The sequence below is a fragment of the Lysinibacillus macroides genome (assembly GCF_001281525.1).
GTDB lineage: Bacteria > Bacillota > Bacilli > Bacillales_A > Planococcaceae > Lysinibacillus > Lysinibacillus macroides.
Genome location: NZ_LGCI01000010.1, coordinates 1,095,414 through 1,112,050 on the forward strand (window position 1 = coordinate 1,095,414; position 16,637 = coordinate 1,112,050).

At 39.5% G+C, this 16,637-nt stretch carries 13 protein-coding genes, 20 tRNA genes and 1 rRNA gene; 8 read left to right on the plus strand and 26 right to left on the minus strand.

Annotated features, from left to right (window positions below; genetic code table 11):
• Nucleotides 1-182: 182 nt before the first annotated feature.
• Complete coding sequence (locus tag ADM90_RS20145) at nucleotides 183-1,103, plus strand: 1,4-dihydroxy-2-naphthoate polyprenyltransferase (RefSeq protein ID WP_053996682.1); 921 nt, start codon at nucleotides 183-185, stop codon at nucleotides 1,101-1,103.
• Nucleotides 1,104-1,117: 14 nt separating this feature from the next.
• Here ADM90_RS20145 and ADM90_RS20150 read toward each other — a convergent pair whose 3' ends face one another.
• From ADM90_RS20150 to ADM90_RS20160, 3 genes are all read right to left on the minus strand, one after another.
• The gene (locus tag ADM90_RS20150; protein ID WP_053996683.1) at nucleotides 1,118-2,044 is read right to left on the minus strand and encodes a dipeptidase; all 927 of its coding nucleotides are present in this window, start codon (nucleotides 2,042-2,044) and stop codon (nucleotides 1,118-1,120) included.
• A 47-nt stretch (nucleotides 2,045-2,091) separates the two neighbouring features.
• On the minus strand, nucleotides 2,092-2,541 hold the full coding sequence (locus ADM90_RS20155) for a TraR/DksA C4-type zinc finger protein (protein ID WP_053996684.1): 450 nt from the start codon (nucleotides 2,539-2,541) through the stop codon (nucleotides 2,092-2,094).
• A 75-nt stretch (nucleotides 2,542-2,616) separates the two neighbouring features.
• Nucleotides 2,617-3,378, minus strand: coding sequence for a MerR family transcriptional regulator (locus ADM90_RS20160; protein ID WP_053996685.1), 762 nt, complete (start codon nucleotides 3,376-3,378; stop codon nucleotides 2,617-2,619).
• Nucleotides 3,379-3,952: 574 nt separating this feature from the next.
• Between ADM90_RS20160 and ADM90_RS25245 the strand changes: the two genes are divergently transcribed.
• The 3 genes from ADM90_RS25245 to ADM90_RS20170 all read left to right on the plus strand — a co-directional run bounded on the left by ADM90_RS25245 (nucleotide 3,953) and on the right by ADM90_RS20170 (nucleotide 5,980).
• Entirely contained in the window at nucleotides 3,953-4,252 is a 300-nt protein-coding gene (locus ADM90_RS25245) for a trypsin-like peptidase domain-containing protein (RefSeq protein ID WP_235473731.1), read from the plus strand.
• Nucleotides 4,253-4,291: 39 nt separating this feature from the next.
• Nucleotides 4,292-4,867 (plus strand): TcaA NTF2-like domain-containing protein, encoded by a 576-nt coding sequence (locus tag ADM90_RS25250; protein ID WP_235473705.1) that lies wholly within the window; start codon nucleotides 4,292-4,294, stop codon nucleotides 4,865-4,867.
• Nucleotides 4,868-5,461: 594 nt separating this feature from the next.
• The gene (locus ADM90_RS20170) at nucleotides 5,462-5,980 is read left to right on the plus strand and encodes a class I SAM-dependent methyltransferase (RefSeq protein ID WP_053996686.1); all 519 of its coding nucleotides are present in this window, start codon (nucleotides 5,462-5,464) and stop codon (nucleotides 5,978-5,980) included.
• A gap of 678 nt (nucleotides 5,981-6,658) precedes the next feature.
• On the opposite strand, the gene ADM90_RS20175 is transcribed toward ADM90_RS20170, so the two are convergent.
• The 23 genes from ADM90_RS20175 to ADM90_RS20285 all read right to left on the minus strand — a co-directional run bounded on the left by ADM90_RS20175 (nucleotide 6,659) and on the right by ADM90_RS20285 (nucleotide 11,934).
• Nucleotides 6,659-6,730, minus strand: a tRNA-Glu gene (locus ADM90_RS20175).
• Nucleotides 6,731-6,732: 2 nt separating this feature from the next.
• Nucleotides 6,733-6,823, minus strand: a tRNA-Ser gene (locus ADM90_RS20180).
• Between the two features lie 9 nt (nucleotides 6,824-6,832).
• Nucleotides 6,833-6,909, minus strand: a tRNA-Asn gene (locus ADM90_RS20185).
• A gap of 4 nt (nucleotides 6,910-6,913) precedes the next feature.
• Nucleotides 6,914-6,990: transfer RNA gene (locus tag ADM90_RS20190), tRNA-Ile, on the minus strand.
• Between the two features lies 1 nt (nucleotide 6,991).
• A tRNA-Gly gene (locus ADM90_RS20195) sits at nucleotides 6,992-7,065 on the minus strand.
• A gap of 5 nt (nucleotides 7,066-7,070) precedes the next feature.
• Nucleotides 7,071-7,146: transfer RNA gene (locus ADM90_RS20200), tRNA-Phe, on the minus strand.
• Nucleotides 7,147-7,188: 42 nt separating this feature from the next.
• Nucleotides 7,189-7,264: transfer RNA gene (locus tag ADM90_RS20205), tRNA-Asp, on the minus strand.
• Between the two features lie 110 nt (nucleotides 7,265-7,374).
• A tRNA-Met gene (locus ADM90_RS20210) sits at nucleotides 7,375-7,449 on the minus strand.
• A 53-nt stretch (nucleotides 7,450-7,502) separates the two neighbouring features.
• Nucleotides 7,503-7,595: transfer RNA gene (locus ADM90_RS20215), tRNA-Ser, on the minus strand.
• A gap of 15 nt (nucleotides 7,596-7,610) precedes the next feature.
• A tRNA-Ile gene (locus ADM90_RS20220) sits at nucleotides 7,611-7,687 on the minus strand.
• A gap of 7 nt (nucleotides 7,688-7,694) precedes the next feature.
• Nucleotides 7,695-7,768: transfer RNA gene (locus ADM90_RS20225), tRNA-Met, on the minus strand.
• A 28-nt stretch (nucleotides 7,769-7,796) separates the two neighbouring features.
• Nucleotides 7,797-7,872 (minus strand) — tRNA-Ala (locus ADM90_RS20230).
• Nucleotides 7,873-7,887: 15 nt separating this feature from the next.
• Nucleotides 7,888-7,964, minus strand: a tRNA-Pro gene (locus tag ADM90_RS20235).
• Nucleotides 7,965-7,973: 9 nt separating this feature from the next.
• Nucleotides 7,974-8,050, minus strand: a tRNA-Arg gene (locus ADM90_RS20240).
• Nucleotides 8,051-8,058: 8 nt separating this feature from the next.
• A tRNA-Leu gene (locus ADM90_RS20245) sits at nucleotides 8,059-8,147 on the minus strand.
• Nucleotides 8,148-8,152: 5 nt separating this feature from the next.
• Nucleotides 8,153-8,227: transfer RNA gene (locus ADM90_RS20250), tRNA-Gly, on the minus strand.
• A gap of 36 nt (nucleotides 8,228-8,263) precedes the next feature.
• A tRNA-Leu gene (locus ADM90_RS20255) sits at nucleotides 8,264-8,348 on the minus strand.
• 17 nt (nucleotides 8,349-8,365) lie between these two features.
• Nucleotides 8,366-8,441 (minus strand) — tRNA-Lys (locus ADM90_RS20260).
• Nucleotides 8,442-8,447: 6 nt separating this feature from the next.
• Nucleotides 8,448-8,523 (minus strand) — tRNA-Thr (locus tag ADM90_RS20265).
• A gap of 3 nt (nucleotides 8,524-8,526) precedes the next feature.
• Nucleotides 8,527-8,602, minus strand: a tRNA-Val gene (locus tag ADM90_RS20270).
• Between the two features lie 10 nt (nucleotides 8,603-8,612).
• Nucleotides 8,613-8,728, minus strand: a 5S ribosomal RNA gene (gene rrf, locus ADM90_RS20275).
• A gap of 235 nt (nucleotides 8,729-8,963) precedes the next feature.
• Nucleotides 8,964-10,091, minus strand: coding sequence for an IS4 family transposase (locus ADM90_RS20280; protein WP_053996687.1), 1,128 nt, complete (start codon nucleotides 10,089-10,091; stop codon nucleotides 8,964-8,966).
• A 763-nt stretch (nucleotides 10,092-10,854) separates the two neighbouring features.
• Nucleotides 10,855-11,934: a cysteine desulfurase family protein gene (locus ADM90_RS20285; RefSeq protein WP_235473733.1), complete on the minus strand. Its 1,080-nt coding sequence runs from the start codon at nucleotides 11,932-11,934 to the stop codon at nucleotides 10,855-10,857.
• Between the two features lie 91 nt (nucleotides 11,935-12,025).
• Between ADM90_RS20285 and nadB the strand changes: the two genes are divergently transcribed.
• The 4 genes from nadB to ADM90_RS20305 all read left to right on the plus strand — a co-directional run bounded on the left by nadB (nucleotide 12,026) and on the right by ADM90_RS20305 (nucleotide 16,070).
• Nucleotides 12,026-13,612, plus strand: coding sequence for an L-aspartate oxidase (gene nadB, locus ADM90_RS20290; RefSeq protein ID WP_053996689.1), 1,587 nt, complete (start codon nucleotides 12,026-12,028; stop codon nucleotides 13,610-13,612).
• Entirely contained in the window at nucleotides 13,569-14,429 is an 861-nt protein-coding gene (gene nadC / locus ADM90_RS20295; protein ID WP_053996690.1) for a carboxylating nicotinate-nucleotide diphosphorylase, read from the plus strand. The genes nadB and nadC overlap by 44 nt, the downstream gene beginning before the upstream one ends.
• Nucleotides 14,416-15,519, plus strand: a complete 1,104-nt coding sequence (gene nadA / locus ADM90_RS20300) for a quinolinate synthase NadA (RefSeq protein ID WP_053996691.1) — start codon at nucleotides 14,416-14,418, stop codon at nucleotides 15,517-15,519. Before nadC ends, nadA begins: the two co-directional genes overlap by 14 nt.
• 134 nt (nucleotides 15,520-15,653) lie before the next feature.
• The gene (locus ADM90_RS20305) at nucleotides 15,654-16,070 is read left to right on the plus strand and encodes a VOC family protein (protein WP_053996692.1); all 417 of its coding nucleotides are present in this window, start codon (nucleotides 15,654-15,656) and stop codon (nucleotides 16,068-16,070) included.
• Nucleotides 16,071-16,637 lie beyond the last annotated feature (567 nt).

A 16,637-nucleotide genomic window follows, 5' to 3' on the forward strand; every position in this document is an offset into this window, starting at 1 on the left:
GGCAACTCTATGATTCGTACCGTTGCCTATCGCTTATTTTTTACTTTCAGTTCATAAATGCATGTTCTATTGTATCACTTTTTGTCATTAAACAGTATGTAATAAGCTGTGAACCTACCCATTTTCTCATTCTTCGTTTAAAATAAGAAGAGTCGACAACATTTGAAGGAGAGAAAGACCTTATGACCAAAGTCATTGAAGCTGATAGGGGTTTGAAAGTTTGGTGGCATTTAACACGACCTCATACTTTAACCGCTTCATTTGTTCCAGTATTCCTAGGAACAGCAATTGCTCTAGCAATTGAAAAGGAAACCATTGATTTTGGACTATTTTTTGCTATGCTCATCGCAAGTATGCTGATTCAGGCAGCAACAAATATGTTCAATGAATATTATGATTACAAATTAGGCTTAGATAACGAGCATTCTGTTGGGATTGGCGGAACGATTGTCCGTCATGGAGTGCAGCCGAAAACGATTATGTTGATTGCATTAAGCTTTTATGCCATTGCCGTGCTTCTTGGCATTTATATATGTGCCTCAACATCTTGGTGGTTAGCAGCTGTCGGACTTGTTTGTATGCTGATTGGTTTCTTATATACAGGTGGACCATACCCAATCGCCTATTCTCCATTTGGTGAAATTGTCTCTGGCGCAGTAATGGGGATGGGCATTGTATTAATTGCCTTCTATATTCAAACGCTTACAGTAACACTGGATGCCGTGTTGCTTTCTGTCCCAAGCATGATTCTAGTTGGTGCCATTATGTTATCGAACAATATACGTGATATTGTGGGTGATACAGAGGGTGGACGAAAAACCTTGGCTATTTTGGTAGGGCGTGGTCATGCCATTTCTGTATTATCTGGCTTTTTTATTGTGTCCTATTTATGGGTAATTGCCCTTGTTGCCATAGATGGCATTACATTTTGGGCACTTATTATATTTGTAAGTGTGCCAAAACCATTACGCGCTATTCAAATTTTCCGTGACAAAAAAGAAGCCAAAGAAGTAATGCCTGCGATGAAGTATACAGCGCAAACCAATACAATTTTCGGCTTCCTATTAGGAATCGGTTTATTAGCTCATTATTTTCTTTCTTAAAAGCTGCGGCAGCCTTAACGGGTTGCTGCTTTTTTTACATAGCGTTTAAAATTGTGACTAGTAATGCCTAGTACCTCTTCCTCTGAAAAACGTGTGCGTAATGCCGCTACTAAATTTTGTGTCTCTCCTGCATGTGCTAAACCATCGACAACCCTATCAATACCATCAAAATCGGAGCCTAACCCGATATGCTCAACACCTACGAGGTTCGCCAAATGCTCCACATGGTTTACTAAATGCGCTAATGTTGCCTCCTCACCAATAAAAGGTGGATAGTAAACAACATGGATATGTCCCCCATGATTGACAAGAGCCTTGGCTTGCGCATCTGTTAAATTACGTGGATGGTCACAAAGTGTGCGAGCATTACTATGACTTGCAATAATATGCTTCGCTAACGGCAAGACATCCCAAAAGCTTTGTTCATTTAGATGGGAGACATCCATAATAATATCGCGCTCATTTAATAATTGTATGACCTCTTCACCAAATGGCTTCAACCCAAGACTTGCATCCTGTTCAGCGCCATGAGCTATAGCATTTTCCTCATTCCATGTTAATCCTACTAATTTTACACCAGCATCTAAAATGGCGATGAGCTTGGTTAAATCCTCACCAATTGCACCACAGCCCTCTAAGCTTAAAATGGCGCCTATTTCATGGGGTGCCAATTGCTCTAACTGCGCCCAATCGGTAATATGCACCATCCCCTCTGTTTGTAATACATGGGTATGAAATGCTTCAATTTGACGCACCACCTCAAGAAATTGCTGATGTTGCGGTATGTTTGGATTAATAAAGATCGCAAATACCTGAGCCTCTACCTGCCCTAATTGTAGTCTTTTTTGATTCGCATCTATATGGGTATCGTCTGCAAAGTTGGCTGTTTCAAGTGTCGTTAATTTTAACAGTGCATCACAATGTAAATCAATAATCTTCATCCTCTCACCTCTACAGCTATTATACTGTTTTCATGAGGGAAAGCTTCCTAAATTTTATCTTGTGGTGTATCTGAGGAGCCAAATTCTTCAAGTTCTATAAAATCATCTGATTTTGGTGTTGATGAGAGTAAATCCTCTTCCACTGGTCGTAAGTGTTCTTCTTTTTTCTCTGCATGTTCCACACAGGTCAATGCTTTTGGCATAGCTTCTAAACGCCCGATTGGAATGTCTTCACCACAAACAGCACATTTGCCATATGTCCCATCGTTCATTGCTTGTAGGGCTTCCTTAATTTCCTCCGCATCATCACCACGATGCTCATCAATCGCCATTTCAGTAAGCTGATCCGTTAAATCACTGGCATTATCTGCTGGATGATTGTCATAATTAGATAGCTCTGTCGCCTGAGGTCGTTCAGATTCGTCTAATCGCTGTTCAATTTCTTGCAATTCTTGCTCCAATTGTCTTTTTAACCTTTGCATTACTTGTTGATCCACAAAGATCCCCTCCTTATGCTTTCATGTTTTCCGAATTTACGCTTTCTAAAACATGTCAGCATAAGGAAGCTCCTTTTACTTACTTGTGTAAGCTATAATGGCATCACGTAAAAACTGTACTGCACCTGCTGTACTACGCTCATTATAATATGCTGCAAAACGTTCATCTGCTATATACATTTGTGCAAGACCTGCATGTGCTTCCTTCGAATATTCCTTCCATGTAAAGCTTAGCCATCGTTTATGCAGTTCCGCTACCTCCATTGCGATATCACTTGTGGCATCCCCTAGTTCCATTGCTTCAGCTAAACGCTCAAACATTTGCTGCTCTAGCTGCTGCATTTCTTGGTACTGCTGCTCTGTCATATTCATAAGCTTGGCATTCGAAGCATCCACTGTTTCATCACCATATTTTTCACGAATTTCTTGGCCATATTGTTTTTCATTATCCGCGATTAGCTTTTCTTTAAAGCCTTTAAATTTTTCTTCATTTGACATAGGTTGTTCCTCCTCAATGGATTGTATTGTTTTTTCTACTGTTTGTAAGATTTCCTCAAGCTGCTGCTTGCGTTTTAACAACGCTGCTTGATGTGCTTTCAGTGCTTTAAAATGCTGAAAGTTAGGCGCCTGAATAATGTCTTGAATAGTCGATAGCTTCATATCTAATGCCCTGTAAAATAAAATCTGTTGGAGCATATCGACTTCAAACTGTCTGTAAAAGCGATAGCCTGCCTCATTCGTCCTCGCTGGCTTCAATAACCCGATTTCATCATAATAGCGCAGCGTTCTTGTACTAACCCCCGATAAATTAGCAAGCTCTTGAATGGTATATTCCATCTTGTCACCTCCATTAATGCTACTGTAAACGTTAACGCAACGTTAAAGTCAATAAAAAAAACAAAATAATTTAATCCTAACTCTCCCTTCAGTTATATAATTCCACAAATACCTATAAATTCATATTTATAAGCCGATACAACTAGTAAATATTTCATAGGGTGTGAAAGGATGAAGTGTCCAAATTGTCATCATAAAAATCTTACAGACAGTAAATTTTACTCAGGCTGTGGCAGTAAACTCACGTATTCATCATTATCAAAAAAAGGTATCCCAGTATGGGCAACTATCGTATGATCCGTCTGTTTTATCGCAATGGGTGGGCTTGGCTATGCATATTGGGATTTTTTCACGGATCAAAAGAATATTTCAAATACTTACACGGAAACAAATGATCATCAGCAATTAAATGCCCAACAAGTTTCCTCTGAAGAACTGATCAAAAAAACAAGAAACGCATGCACAGCAAGTTGATCGTGTCACACTTATAAAGGAAATCCAGCAAAAGGTATTCACTATCCTAACTAACAACGGGCAAGGCTCTGGCTTTCTCTATAAAAAAGGTGGGTATGTTATTACAAATGCACATGTTGTCGAAGGTGAAGTACATGCCATCATTCGTAATTCAATGGACCAAGAATCACCAGGTACTGTCATCGGTATATCCGATCGCTATGACATCGTGTTAATACAGGTATCTAGCTATCAAGACACCGAACCACTAGATATTGAAACCATTGAATCCCCGATAGGCTTAGAGGTCAGTGCATTTGGTAGTCCACAAGGCTTTGAAAATTCGGCTTCTATTGGCTACATAACAGGCAATAAACGTGATATGGAACTTGAAAATTTTATATATAAGTATATCTATTAGGTCGATGCACAAATTGATAAAGGTAGTAGTGGTGGTCCATTGGTTGATGTCAGTACAAGCAATGTAGTAGGGATTAATTCGCTACTTTACACAACTGAAACAAGTACGAATTTTGCCTTCTCCATCCCTCTTTATAGCATGCTTGACCAATTTGATGGATGGATTACTAAGCCCCTGTCTGCAAACGAGATTCGCTCTGTTGCAAATGTATATGTAAGTAGCCAAGAAGCCCCTATTGAACAAGAAACAACGAACGAAACAGATGCCCAATTAGCAGGACAATTTGTGCAAGCATTTCGACTCTATTACGAAATGGCACTCAATGAAGGTGATTTTTACTGGATTACCGATATGCTTGCACCCGGAAGTTCCGCCTATCAAGAATTAGAGAAATATATGGATGAAATTGCGTATCAAGGACATTATTTCTATTTTACAGGCAATGAAGTGCTAGATGTCCAATATTCAAACGGTCAATACTATGTCGACATGAATGAAACGTTTGATTTCTATGATGCACAAAGCAACTATCAATTCTATGATCGCTATAAGACCTATACGGTGATTATAGATGATTATGGTGCTTATAAAATTGCAAATATTAAAATTCACTAGTTTTGATGCTATATTGTCTTTGATTAGCTGTTATCGATTGTAAACTCATTTATTTGTCCCTCCGTCATGATGTAAAGCCGTCTAGCTCTAAAATAGGTGAGCATATAGTTTATAAATTACGCAGGTAACAATCTAATAGAGAACAACACATTCGTAGAAGTAAAGGAAAATCGACCAAACGCGGGAATCATGGAGAATCCAGATGAAAAACCAGCTAATTTCATATCCTTATGCGGTTTCGTTTATGCAAAGATAATTAGTAAGACATTGCCAAAACCCTATGATTGCTAAAAAGAAGAATATTTGTATAAGACATATGATTGCCCTACATGGCAGTTGATAAAAAATCATTCTTTTACGAAGTCGCATGCATGCCATTTTACATGGGTCATTTTCAGAATTACAATAGCATGTCAGATTCAGTGCTATTTTTAAATGTCATGGTGCCTTAACCATCAAAACAGCATCATATTCAAGCTAATCGGAAATGAAGGTTTTCAGAATAAAAAGTTCCATTTTTAGGTATATATACTCGAATACACTTAATTTTAACCAAATTTAACATGCTATATAATTTATGGAGGTAATTTTATAATGGCAAATACAAATTGGCAAAGGAAAGATATTAGTATTCATTATTTAGATGAGGTAAGGGGGGCTATACCGTTTGGGGCTGTACAAGCACAACTAATGCTTCAAATAGTAGATTATTTTAATGCAAACCCAAAAAAAATTATAGATTTAGGATGTGGAAATGGTTTTTTAGCTGAAATATTACTTAAATCTTATCCTGAAGCTATAGCTATATTAATAGATCATTCAGAACCAATGATTGAAAATGCAAGAATAAATATGAAGGATTATCTTGAAAGATGTGAAATGATTAATGGAGATTTTAGTGAAAGCCTTACTGAATATGCTGATAGAGGAACAGTAGATTGTATCGTTTCAGGCTATGCGATACACCACCTTTCTAATGAACAGAAAAGAATATTATATAGCGAAATATTTGATATATTAGCGCAAGGAGGCATATTCATTAATATTGAACATGTTGCTTCTGCTACCCCTAAAATAGAAAATTACATGATGAATTTTTTATTGACCATATAGCAGCATATAATAATAAAGATAGATCTACGGCATCTATCGAATACTATAGCCGCCCAGATAAAATGGATAATCGATTGGAAAGAGTCGATGTTCAATTAAATTGGTTAGAGGAAATAGGTTTTAATCATGTAGATTGTTATTTTAAATGGATGGAATTGGCTGTATTTGGTGGAGTTAAGCAAGCATAATATTTTACCTAGTTAATCAAATTTGTAAATTGAGAAGGCTCTAATATCCAAGCTAAATAATCTTTTTTGTACAAATATAGTACTATATATTCTTTTAGGAATGCATAGTCGTGATTCTATAATAAAGTATAGGAGAATCTCATCTGTACATCAAGCGCTAGATGGCTGGTTATTATAATCAAACACTTTCTATAACTATAAACTTACTTAACGAGGGCATTCTACATCAATTGTGTGGGATGTCCCCTATTGAAAGATGCCTAATTTTACGTATTCTCAATCGTCATATACTTTTTTATAAATTGTATGGAAACTCCAATATTTATGATAGAACCCCACTAGTTTGGTCATGCTAACCTATCCAGCGATTGATCAGGGCTATCCGTCAGTTTCACGCTTCGTTCCAGCTAATAGGTACTTCTATCCGACTCTCTTCTTTTTAAACAGAAAAAAAGTGCAATAGATGATTGTTCATCTACTGCACTTTGTATGACCCGTACGGGATTCGAACCCGTGTTACCGCCGTGAAAGGGCGGTGTCTTAACCACTTGACCAACGGGCCCATGGCGGAGAAGGAGGGATTTGAACCCTCGCGCCGGTTACCCGACCTACACCCTTAGCAGGGGCGCCTCTTCAGCCTCTTGAGTACTTCCCCAAAATAAAATGGCTCCGAAGGCAGGACTCGAACCTGCGACAACCTGATTAACAGTCAGGTGCTACTACCAACTGAGCTACTTCGGAATAATGGTGGGCCTAAATGGACTCGAACCATCGACCTCACGCTTATCAGGCGTGCGCTCTAACCAGCTGAGCTATAGGCCCTTGGAGCGGGTGATGGGAATCGAACCCACGACATCAGCTTGGAAGGCTGAGGTTTTACCATTAAACTACACCCGCATAAATGGTGGGTCAGGACGGAATCGAACCGCCGACACTTAGAGCTTCAATCTAATGCTCTACCAACTGAGCTACTGACCCATTTCTTCCTTGCTTTACTTTTTCTATCATTCTATAAAAAAATGGCGGTCCCGACCGGGATCGAACCGGCGATCTCCTGCGTGACAGGCAGGCATGTTAACCGCTACACCACGGGACCTTTTTGTTGCTGTCGCTTCGCTTTCGCACAGAAAACATTTTGTTGCTGTCGCTTCGCTTTCGCACAGAAAACATTTTGTTGCTGTCGCTTCGCTTTCGCACAGATAAAATTGGTTGCGGGGGCCGGATTTGAACCAACGACCTTCGGGTTATGAGCCCGACGAGCTACCACTGCTCCACCCCGCGATAATCATATGTTGTTTCGAGTTTTTCAAGCACCATTTATAAAGACAGAAAACTGGAGGAGGTAGAGGGATTCGAACCCCCGCGCGGTGTTACCCGCCTGTCGGTTTTCAAGACCGATCCCTTCAGCCAGACTTGGGTATACCTCCGTTACAATATATAAATGGTGGACCTTGCAGGACTCGAACCTGCGACCGGACGGTTATGAGCCGTCTGCTCTAACCAACTGAGCTAAAGGTCCTTTAAGATGGCGGCAGAGGGGATCGAACCCCCGACCTTACGGGTATGAACCGTACGCTCTAGCCAGCTGAGCTACGCCGCCAGGATCTTTATACTGGTTAATTTACTTATGGTGGAGCCTAGCGGGATCGAACCGCTGACCTCCTGCGTGCAAGGCAGGCGCTCTCCCAGCTGAGCTAAGGCCCCATAATTTTTAGGAAATGGTCGGGAAGACAGGATTCGAACCTGCGACCCCTTGGTCCCAAACCAAGTGCTCTACCAAGCTGAGCTACTTCCCGTTGTTCTTTTGGCGCGCCCGACAGGAGTCGAACCCATAACCTTCTGATCCGTAGTCAGACGCTCTATCCAATTGAGCTACGGGCGCATTTAAAATGGTGCCGAGGACCGGAATCGAACCGGTACGGTAGTCACCTACCGCAGGATTTTAAGTCCTGTGCGTCTGCCAGTTCCGCCACCCCGGCACATTTGGAGCGGAAGACGAGGTTCGAACTCGCGACCCCCACCTTGGCAAGGTGGTGTTCTACCACTGAACTACTTCCGCATGTGCATACGTTTTTTTATCTGGCAATGAAAATAATGGTGCGGGTGAAGGGAGTCGAACCCCCACGCCTTGCGGCGCTAGATCCTAAGTCTAGTGCGTCTGCCAATTCCGCCACACCCGCTTCTTATTATTTCGAAATGGTGAGCCATGAAGGACTCGAACCTTCGACCCTCTGATTAAAAGTCAGATGCTCTACCAACTGAGCTAATGGCTCGAAAAATGGTGCCGGCTATAGGAATCGAACCCACGACCTACTGATTACAAGTCAGTTGCTCTACCTGCTGAGCTAAACCGGCATATGGTGGAGGATGACGGGCTCGAACCGCCGACCCTCTGCTTGTAAGGCAGATGCTCTCCCAGCTGAGCTAATCCTCCTGGGTATTATGCCTAGCAATGTCCTACTCTCACAGGGGGAAGCCCCCAACTACCATCGGCGCGAAAGAGCTTAACTTCCGTGTTCGGGATGGGAACGGGTGTGACCTCTTTGCCATTATCACTAGACTTTTTGTATGTACATTGTTTTGAAAGTTGTTTTCCTGTCCTTCAAGACAAGAATTATTGTATAACGTTTTCTAACATTGTGCAATACTTTTTTTATTAAAAAAAGAAATTATTACTTTTTGAAGATATTTTTGCTAAGTAAGAGAAATTATTGTCCTGCAACACATTATAGCAATAGTTAATTCAAAAGAAAACAATTATTTTATAATATATCACACGTGTTGATTAACCAAAATCAACCAGTATTTATTTGCGTCAGTTCCCCATGAAATGCGAGTATTTCTTTGATGCCAATACGCCATTCGATTGGCAGAGTAGCGCAAAGAAGCTGGCGTGTAAAACCAGCGAAAGATAGGCGTTTACAGTTATTTTTCTTGTGTCCTTCTGTATGCAAAAACTTTAATAATACATAGGCAATTAAAGCCGCAAATAGCTGATTAAATACCGCATTTTTCGTCGTACCAAATAACACAGGCACATTTAAATTCTGTTTAATCCAGCGAAAAAAGGATTCAATTGCCCAACGTTCTTTATACATGCCAGCGATTTCTTCCGCCATTCCCTCACGAAGATTCGTGACAACCCGTACAATGGCGCCTTCATAATCCGTAAACTCAATAACACGGTGACGTTCCTTTGTTTGTTTTTGCGCCGAGCCAAGTGTACATGTGAAATCAGCAACGATATTGGACCCTTCAACAGTAGCCCTTTTTAACGATTTTTTGCGGTTTAACTGGATATTACCCTTTAAACGGATGACAAAACCTTGCTTTGTTTTCACATACCGATCGACTTTATCCACTGAAAAATAGGCCCGATCCGCTACTAAAATAAATCGCTTATTTTCGAGTTCAACACCGACAGGACCATCGTGTTTCAAACCTGTTGTTTCAACGATTTGAAGAGGCATCCCTGTGTTATTTGTAAAGCTGACGTGCAATTTAATACCTGAACGTTCGCCATGATACAGCGCCCATGGTAAACGATTTTTTCCGACCGTCATCGTTGTTGAATCAATTGCCAGTAGTTCTTTTTCAAGCTTAAGTGAACGTCTCGCTGATCGATTTAATCGGCCGATAATTCGTTCAAAAATTCGTTTAACAATCAGATAATTTAGTTCGCCTAAACGTTTGGACAGCGTAGAATAGTCTACTGATTTCAAGCCTTTCTCCGTCGCCACATCTGAAGCGTAACGCAAGCTTTTCCATTCGAATATAGCAGCGCCAACCAAGTAGTTTAAAAGTGTTGGTACATCACATTTACGCGCCGTATCTTTAAACTGAAACTCAGCTAGAATCCCATTGATTTCTTCCTGTGAAATAAAGTTTTGAAGTAGTGTGAAAATCGCGGTATTCTTAACCATGAGAGATTCCTCCTTGTAAATGTTGGTGTGGTAACTTACATTTTACATGGAATCTCTCTTTTTTATTAGTTTTTGGTGGTAAAAATTGGTTAATCAACAGACGTGATAATATATATTTTAATAGCTCTCTTTCAAACATTTAATGATAAAATATACCTCTTTACCTAACAATTAGGTATAATTACCTTAGACAAATTATATTCCATATTGTAGAAGGTCATCGAAAAATATACAAATCCAGAGATATGATTGATATTTTAAAATTGACTAATAGCTGACTGGAGCGAGTAAATGGGCTCCTCAGACGTCTCTAGGATAATTACCTTGGTAGAGTAAAGTCAATCACAAGCTATGGTAACGAGCCGTAATTATTTATAATTTTCCTATTTTTAGGCATATCAATACCTTTTGAGCGTACACTCACTTGGTTTGTTGCCTTGCACTGTTTCGTATTATATATATTCAATAATTTTTAATTTCAGATGCTCTACTAAAGGAACTCAGGTGTCAAAGAAATACTTTCTGTTATCACAATTGTCTTTCCATAGTTGATTCTCCCCACAATCATCAAAGTATATATGTAGCTGTTGGCTCTTAGATAATATCTTAAGGATACACCATATTTAGAAATATATGGGGTTGTCAAATAAGCTTCTTTTCACAAAATCTCTTGAATATCAAAATGCTATTAAATTGATGTTTTGATATTTTTAATTTTGCTTGAAAACTCCCTTCTCTGACAACCTCAATAGATCTCACTTTTTTAAACTGCAGAAAGTGCTTTTTGTAATCTTTCAATCTTTTCAAATGTTGTGGAAGGGCCAAAAGATATTCTAAAAAATTGTCGGGCTGCTTCCATTGAATAGCCCATTGATAAAATTGCTTTTGTTCCCGATTCACTATGAATATCACACGCACTTCCTGTTGAGATACAAATGCCTGCCTCGTTTAACTTTAATAACACATATTGTCCTTCTACTTTTTCCATCATCACACCACAAATACTTGGTAATTGCTGACCACATTCTATTAGCTGGCATGTTTTAGGTAAGTTTTTTATAAAAATTTCCCTTAACACCTTATACTGCTGCAAATCATACTGGTAGTTTTCAATCGCTGTTGCAAAGGCTGCTATTGCTGGCGTATCTAACGTCCCTCCTCTTAATCCCCGCTCATGTGTTACACCTGGCGTTAATGCAGAAACTCGGATTGTTGGGTTAATGTAAACTGCACCACAACCTTTTGGTCCACCAATTTTATGAGCTGAGACTGTCATAGCATCTACTTGTTTGGGTAATTGTATTTTGCCAAAGGATTGTACACAATCAACATGACAGAAAATATTTGCTTCTCTTGCCACTCCTATTATTTCTTCCATAGGTTGAATAGCGCCAATTTCAGAATTCACATGCTGGATAGTTATTAAAGCTGTATCTTCACGGATTGTTTGTCGCAATTGCTGTATATCAATACCACCATCTTTTTGCAATGGTAATTTTGTTACAGTAAAACCCATTTTCTCAAGTGTGTTTAATGCTGCATGTACAGATGTATGCTCAGCCTGTGAGGAAATAATATGCTTCCCCTTTGTAGAGGCAAATGCTAATGATAAAATGGCTATTAAATTGCCTTCTGTACCGCTTCCTGTAAAGATCACCCCATCACTATGAACTCCAAGCGCCTTGGCTACCACCTCTCTTGACTGCTGCACAAAATAATGGGCTTGCCCTCCTAAATCATGAAGACTTGCACTATTTCCATAATAGCGCTGTGCCACCTCTGTATATACGTTCAGAGCTTTCTTCATCATAGGTGAGGTTGCTGCATAATCCATATAAATCATCATATTCTTCCTCTCTTATCTATCAGGTCTTGTTTTCTTTTTTATTTTATGTAAAGATATGTGTCAAGACAACTGTAAAGAAGGTATAACTATGGATGTAATGACAGACGTCGTTATTATTGGCAGTGGTATTGCTGCACTTCAAGCTGCCTTACTGCTTGAAAAACATTTTCAGGTGCAAATTGTCACTAAGTCAGCGGTGCATGTTAGTAGTTCTTATCGTGCACAAGGCGGTGTGGCTGCTGTTACAAGTGAGGAAGATCATGTTGAATACCATGTTGCGGATACATTGAAGGCGGGAGAATATCATCATGAAAAAGGACATGTAGAAGCACTAATACAAGATGGGGCAAAAATAATAAATAACTATCTAAAATCGGGGCTTCCGATTGATCGACATAGCAACGGAAAACCTGCGTTAGGCTTAGAGGGAGCCCACAGCCATCATCGTATCCTACATGCAGGTGGTGATCGAACTGGTCAAATTTTTATCGATTACTTGCTTCATAAACTATCCCCTAAAACAAAGATTAATTGTTATGAAATGGCTTATGAGCTTTTACTGAATACAGATGGTGACTGTGTAGGTGTATTGACAAAGGGACGACATGGTATCAAACGTTATTTTGCCCATCATATTATTCTAGCGACAGGGGGTGCAGGTGCTCTTTACTCCTGCACATCAAATTATCCAACAAATACTGGCGATGGTATTGCTCTAGCCTTTCGTGCGGGTGCTGCTGTTAGTGATATGGAATTTATGCAATTTCATCCAAGCTTGCTATGGTGTGAAAATAAAGCGAAGGGATTAGTTTCAGAAGCTGTACGAGGCGCTGGTGGTATATTTGTGGATGCACAGCGTCATTCCATTATGAAAGGCTTACATGCACAGCTTGACTTAGCGCCCAGACATATTACTGCCCTTGCCCTTTATCACAAGCGTGCTGCTGGTGAGGAAACGTTTATTGATATTGCTGGCATTAATAATTTTAGAACGAGATTTCCAACAATTGCACAGCTCTGTGATGACAATCAAATTGATTTACAGAACGGCTTAATCCCTGTCGCACCAGGCAGTCATTTTTTAATGGGAGGTATCATTGCTGACGATAAAGGGCGAACTACGCTAGCTAACTTATATGCAGTTGGTGAGGTTGCTTGTACCGGCGTGCATGGCGCGAATCGTTTAGCTAGCAATTCCCTATTGGAAGGTATTACATTTGGGCAAAAAATGGCGCAGTTTATTATTCAAAAAGGCTACCATCAAAAAAATTTCATACTTCATCACTCTAAATGTTCTAACACATTGCCATCTTTATTGAGTAAGGAGCAATTACAGCAACAGATGATGCAGTTTTTAGGCATTGTTCGAAATAATGAAGACATGCAGCATTTTGCACAGCAATTGCCTTCATTACAATTATTGCTCCACGTTCATTTACAAGGATTGGAGCAGGCAGAGCTGGAATTACTGATGATGCATATTGTCGCAACTTTAATGGTGCATGCTGCCATCACAAGAACAGAAACACGCGGAGCCCATATTCGTACGGATCAGCCTAAGATAGAGGCACAATGGGCAAACCGCTGGATTATTTTTTCACAAGGTCAAATGAAAGTGAGGAACTCTTTGTATGAATATCATCAAGCTCGAGGAAATGCTCAAGCAATTTTTTAATGAGGATATAGGTGATGGGGATTTATCAAGTGAATTTATATTTTCAGCTAAGCAAGAAGGGGCTTTTTCTTTTTATGCTAAAGAAAGTGGGATTTTTTGTGGAGCACCCATTATTGAGCATGGCTTTCTTCTACTTGATCACTCAATGGAAATCCAGCTGAATAAGCAAGATGGCGATACAGTAGAGGCTGGGGATGTGCTTGCTGTTATTAAGGGCCCTTTGCAGAAATTATTAATGGGTGAGCGTGTTATTCTAAACCTTATTCAACGTATGTCTGCGATTGCTACAGCCACCCATCAAGCTGTTCAAAAAACAAAAGGGACTCATGCGAAAATATGTGATACACGTAAAACGATTCCTGGCTTACGTATGCTTGATAAATATGCTGTAAGAATCGGTGGCGCTTATAATCATCGTCATGGTCTATATGATGCAATTATGTTAAAGGATAACCACATTGCTTTTGCCGGTAGCATCACAAAGGCCGTTCAAATCGCTCGTGCAAAAGTTGGTCATACGGTTAAAATTGAAGTTGAGATTGAAACAAAGGCACAACTGGATGAAGCCGTCACGGCAGGGGCGGATATTATAATGTTTGATAATCGTAGTCCTGAAGAAATACGCGCATGGCTCCCTACTGTTCCTTCTTCTATTGCAACAGAAGCGTCAGGAGGGATTACAGTTGAAAATTTACAGGCTTATGCGCAATCAGGTATTCAATGGATTTCACTTGGTTCATTAACCCATTCCGTTAAAGCCTTTGATATTAGTGCACTTGTACAAATGAAAGGAGATCGTTCCCTTGTCCATTACTAGTTTATTACAACAAACGACATTACTGCCTGAGCATTATCGGACACTATCCGTAAAGGAAATGGAATCTCGTATTTTAGCAATCAAAAAGAAATTAGGACATAAGCTATTTATTCCAGGTCATCATTATCAAAAGGATGAAGTCATTCAATTTGCAGATGCAACAGGTGATTCCCTACAGCTTGCCCAATTATCAGCAGCCAACAAGAAAGCTGAGCATATTGTATTTTGTGGTGTTCATTTTATGGCAGAAACTGCAGATATGCTCACAACAAAACAACAGCATGTTTATTTGCCAGATATGCGAGCTGGCTGTTCGATGGCGGATATGGCGGATATTTATCAAACAGAGCAAGCATGGCCAATTCTTCAGGGATTCTTTGGCGATACTATTCTTCCCTTAACCTATGTGAACTCAACTGCTGCCATTAAAGCCTTTACAGGAAGGCATGGAGGAGCTTGTGTCACATCATCCAATGCAAAAGAGCTTGTGCAATGGGCTTTTACACAAAAACAACGTATTTTATTTTTGCCTGATCAACATTTAGGAAGAAATACCGCTTATGATTTAGGCGTTCCTCTCGAAAATATGGCTGTGTGGAATCCACATGCAAATGAACTAGAAACAAAGCAGCCCTTAGAAGATATTCAAGTTATTTTATGGAAAGGTCATTGTTCTGTGCATGAAGGTTTTACAGTTTATCATACAGAAAACGTTCGCAAAGAATATCCAAATATGAGGATTATTGTTCACCCTGAATGCAGTCGTGAGGTTGTGGCAGCAGCTGATGATGCAGGCTCAACGAAATACATTATTGATACTATTAATCAAGCCCCAAGCGGCTCTGCCTGGGCAATTGGCACAGAAATGAACCTTGTCAACCGTATTATTAAACAGCATCCAGACAAACATATTATCTCGTTAAATGAAAACTTCTGCCCTTGCTTAACAATGAATCGAATTGACCTTCCACATTTGTTATGGTGTCTTGAAAGCATTGAACAAGGACAGCCACATAATCGTATACAGGTAGATGAGCGGACGACAGCTGAAGCGCTTAGCTCCCTAGAAAGAATGCTAGCCAAAAGATAAATTTTAAAAGCAGAAATGTTGGGAAATCAATGTTTCTGCTTTTTTAGTGAGAAAGTATTACTAGAATTATAAAAACAGGTGAAATTGACATAACTTTTATTTCTATGCTACTGTCGAGTTGGAGGTGATAAAAAATGGCTTTTCAATCAAAAAATATTTTCATCAATTTACCAGTAAAAGATCTGGGCAAATCTATCACATTTTTTCAGACGTTAGGTTTTGCGTTCAATCAACAATTCAGCGATGAAACAACAGCATCAATGATCATTAGTGAAAATATCTTCGCCTTAATAATGGTCGAAGAGCACTTCAAAGAATTTACTAAGAAAGAAATTACCGATACTACATCTTCTGCAGAAGCAATTTTATGCCTATCTGCTGAAAATCGAGAACAGGTTGACCAATTAGTAAATAAGGCACTGGCCTCTGGCGGTAAATCATATAGTGAGCCACAAGATCATGGATTTATGTACGGTTGGGGTTTCCATGACTTAGATGGACATATTTGGGAAGTAGTTTATATGGATGAAAATGCAATGAATCAAGAATAAAAGTTTTAAACTAAAAAGTTAGCCTAAATAAACTCCGATTTCTTTATACTTTAGATACAATAAGGGATTTACCCAAAAGTGATCAAAACGTCGAAAGCCCTATGCCTTCCGTTTCATCACTTTTGTTTTCTTATTAATATCATCTAAGAAGCCAATGGAATTATGTATAACGCTGTAAGTACTGCTGTTGTTGAGGTCATCATCCAGATAGACATTTACATAATACATGACGTATACATTTCTATTTTGTGGGATTATATTTGTCAGCGCGCTTCATCCATTGCCCAATAGATAGAACAACGAAAATGAACGCAATCTGTTGCAATGATAGTTCAATCTAGCGCTTGATAAACAGTTATTTTAAAATTTGGCTTCCTACCCCATGGTTACTAGTTTAACATCTGCCTTATGCTGATCTCCATAACTTTTTATCATTCGGTAATTATGGATCAGCTCGCGTATTTACACTGTTGAGCGAATACTTACTTGCATCGCCTTTATACTCATCGATCGCTCATGATAGAACCTCACTAGTTTGGTCATGCTAACCTATCCAGCGATTGATCA

Bases quoted from the DNA above. Each gene is read 5' to 3' on its own strand.
- ADM90_RS20145 (WP_053996682.1), top strand. From the start codon at position 183: ATGACCAAAGTCATTGAAGCTGATAGGGGTTTGAAAGTTTGGTGGCAT.
- ADM90_RS20150 (WP_053996683.1), bottom strand. From the start codon at position 2,044: ATGAAGATTATTGATTTACATTGTGATGCACTGTTAAAATTAACGACA.
- ADM90_RS20160 (WP_053996685.1), bottom strand. From the start codon at position 3,378: ATGGAATATACCATTCAAGAGCTTGCTAATTTATCGGGGGTTAGTACA.
- ADM90_RS20170 (WP_053996686.1), top strand. From the start codon at position 5,462: ATGGCAAATACAAATTGGCAAAGGAAAGATATTAGTATTCATTATTTA.
- ADM90_RS20280 (WP_053996687.1), bottom strand. From the start codon at position 10,091: ATGGTTAAGAATACCGCGATTTTCACACTACTTCAAAACTTTATTTCA.
- ADM90_RS20285 (WP_235473733.1), bottom strand. From the start codon at position 11,934: ATGATTTATATGGATTATGCAGCAACCTCACCTATGATGAAGAAAGCT.
- nadB (WP_053996689.1), top strand. From the start codon at position 12,026: ATGGATGTAATGACAGACGTCGTTATTATTGGCAGTGGTATTGCTGCA.
- nadC (WP_053996690.1), top strand. From the start codon at position 13,569: ATGAATATCATCAAGCTCGAGGAAATGCTCAAGCAATTTTTTAATGAG.
- ADM90_RS20305 (WP_053996692.1), top strand. From the start codon at position 15,654: ATGGCTTTTCAATCAAAAAATATTTTCATCAATTTACCAGTAAAAGAT.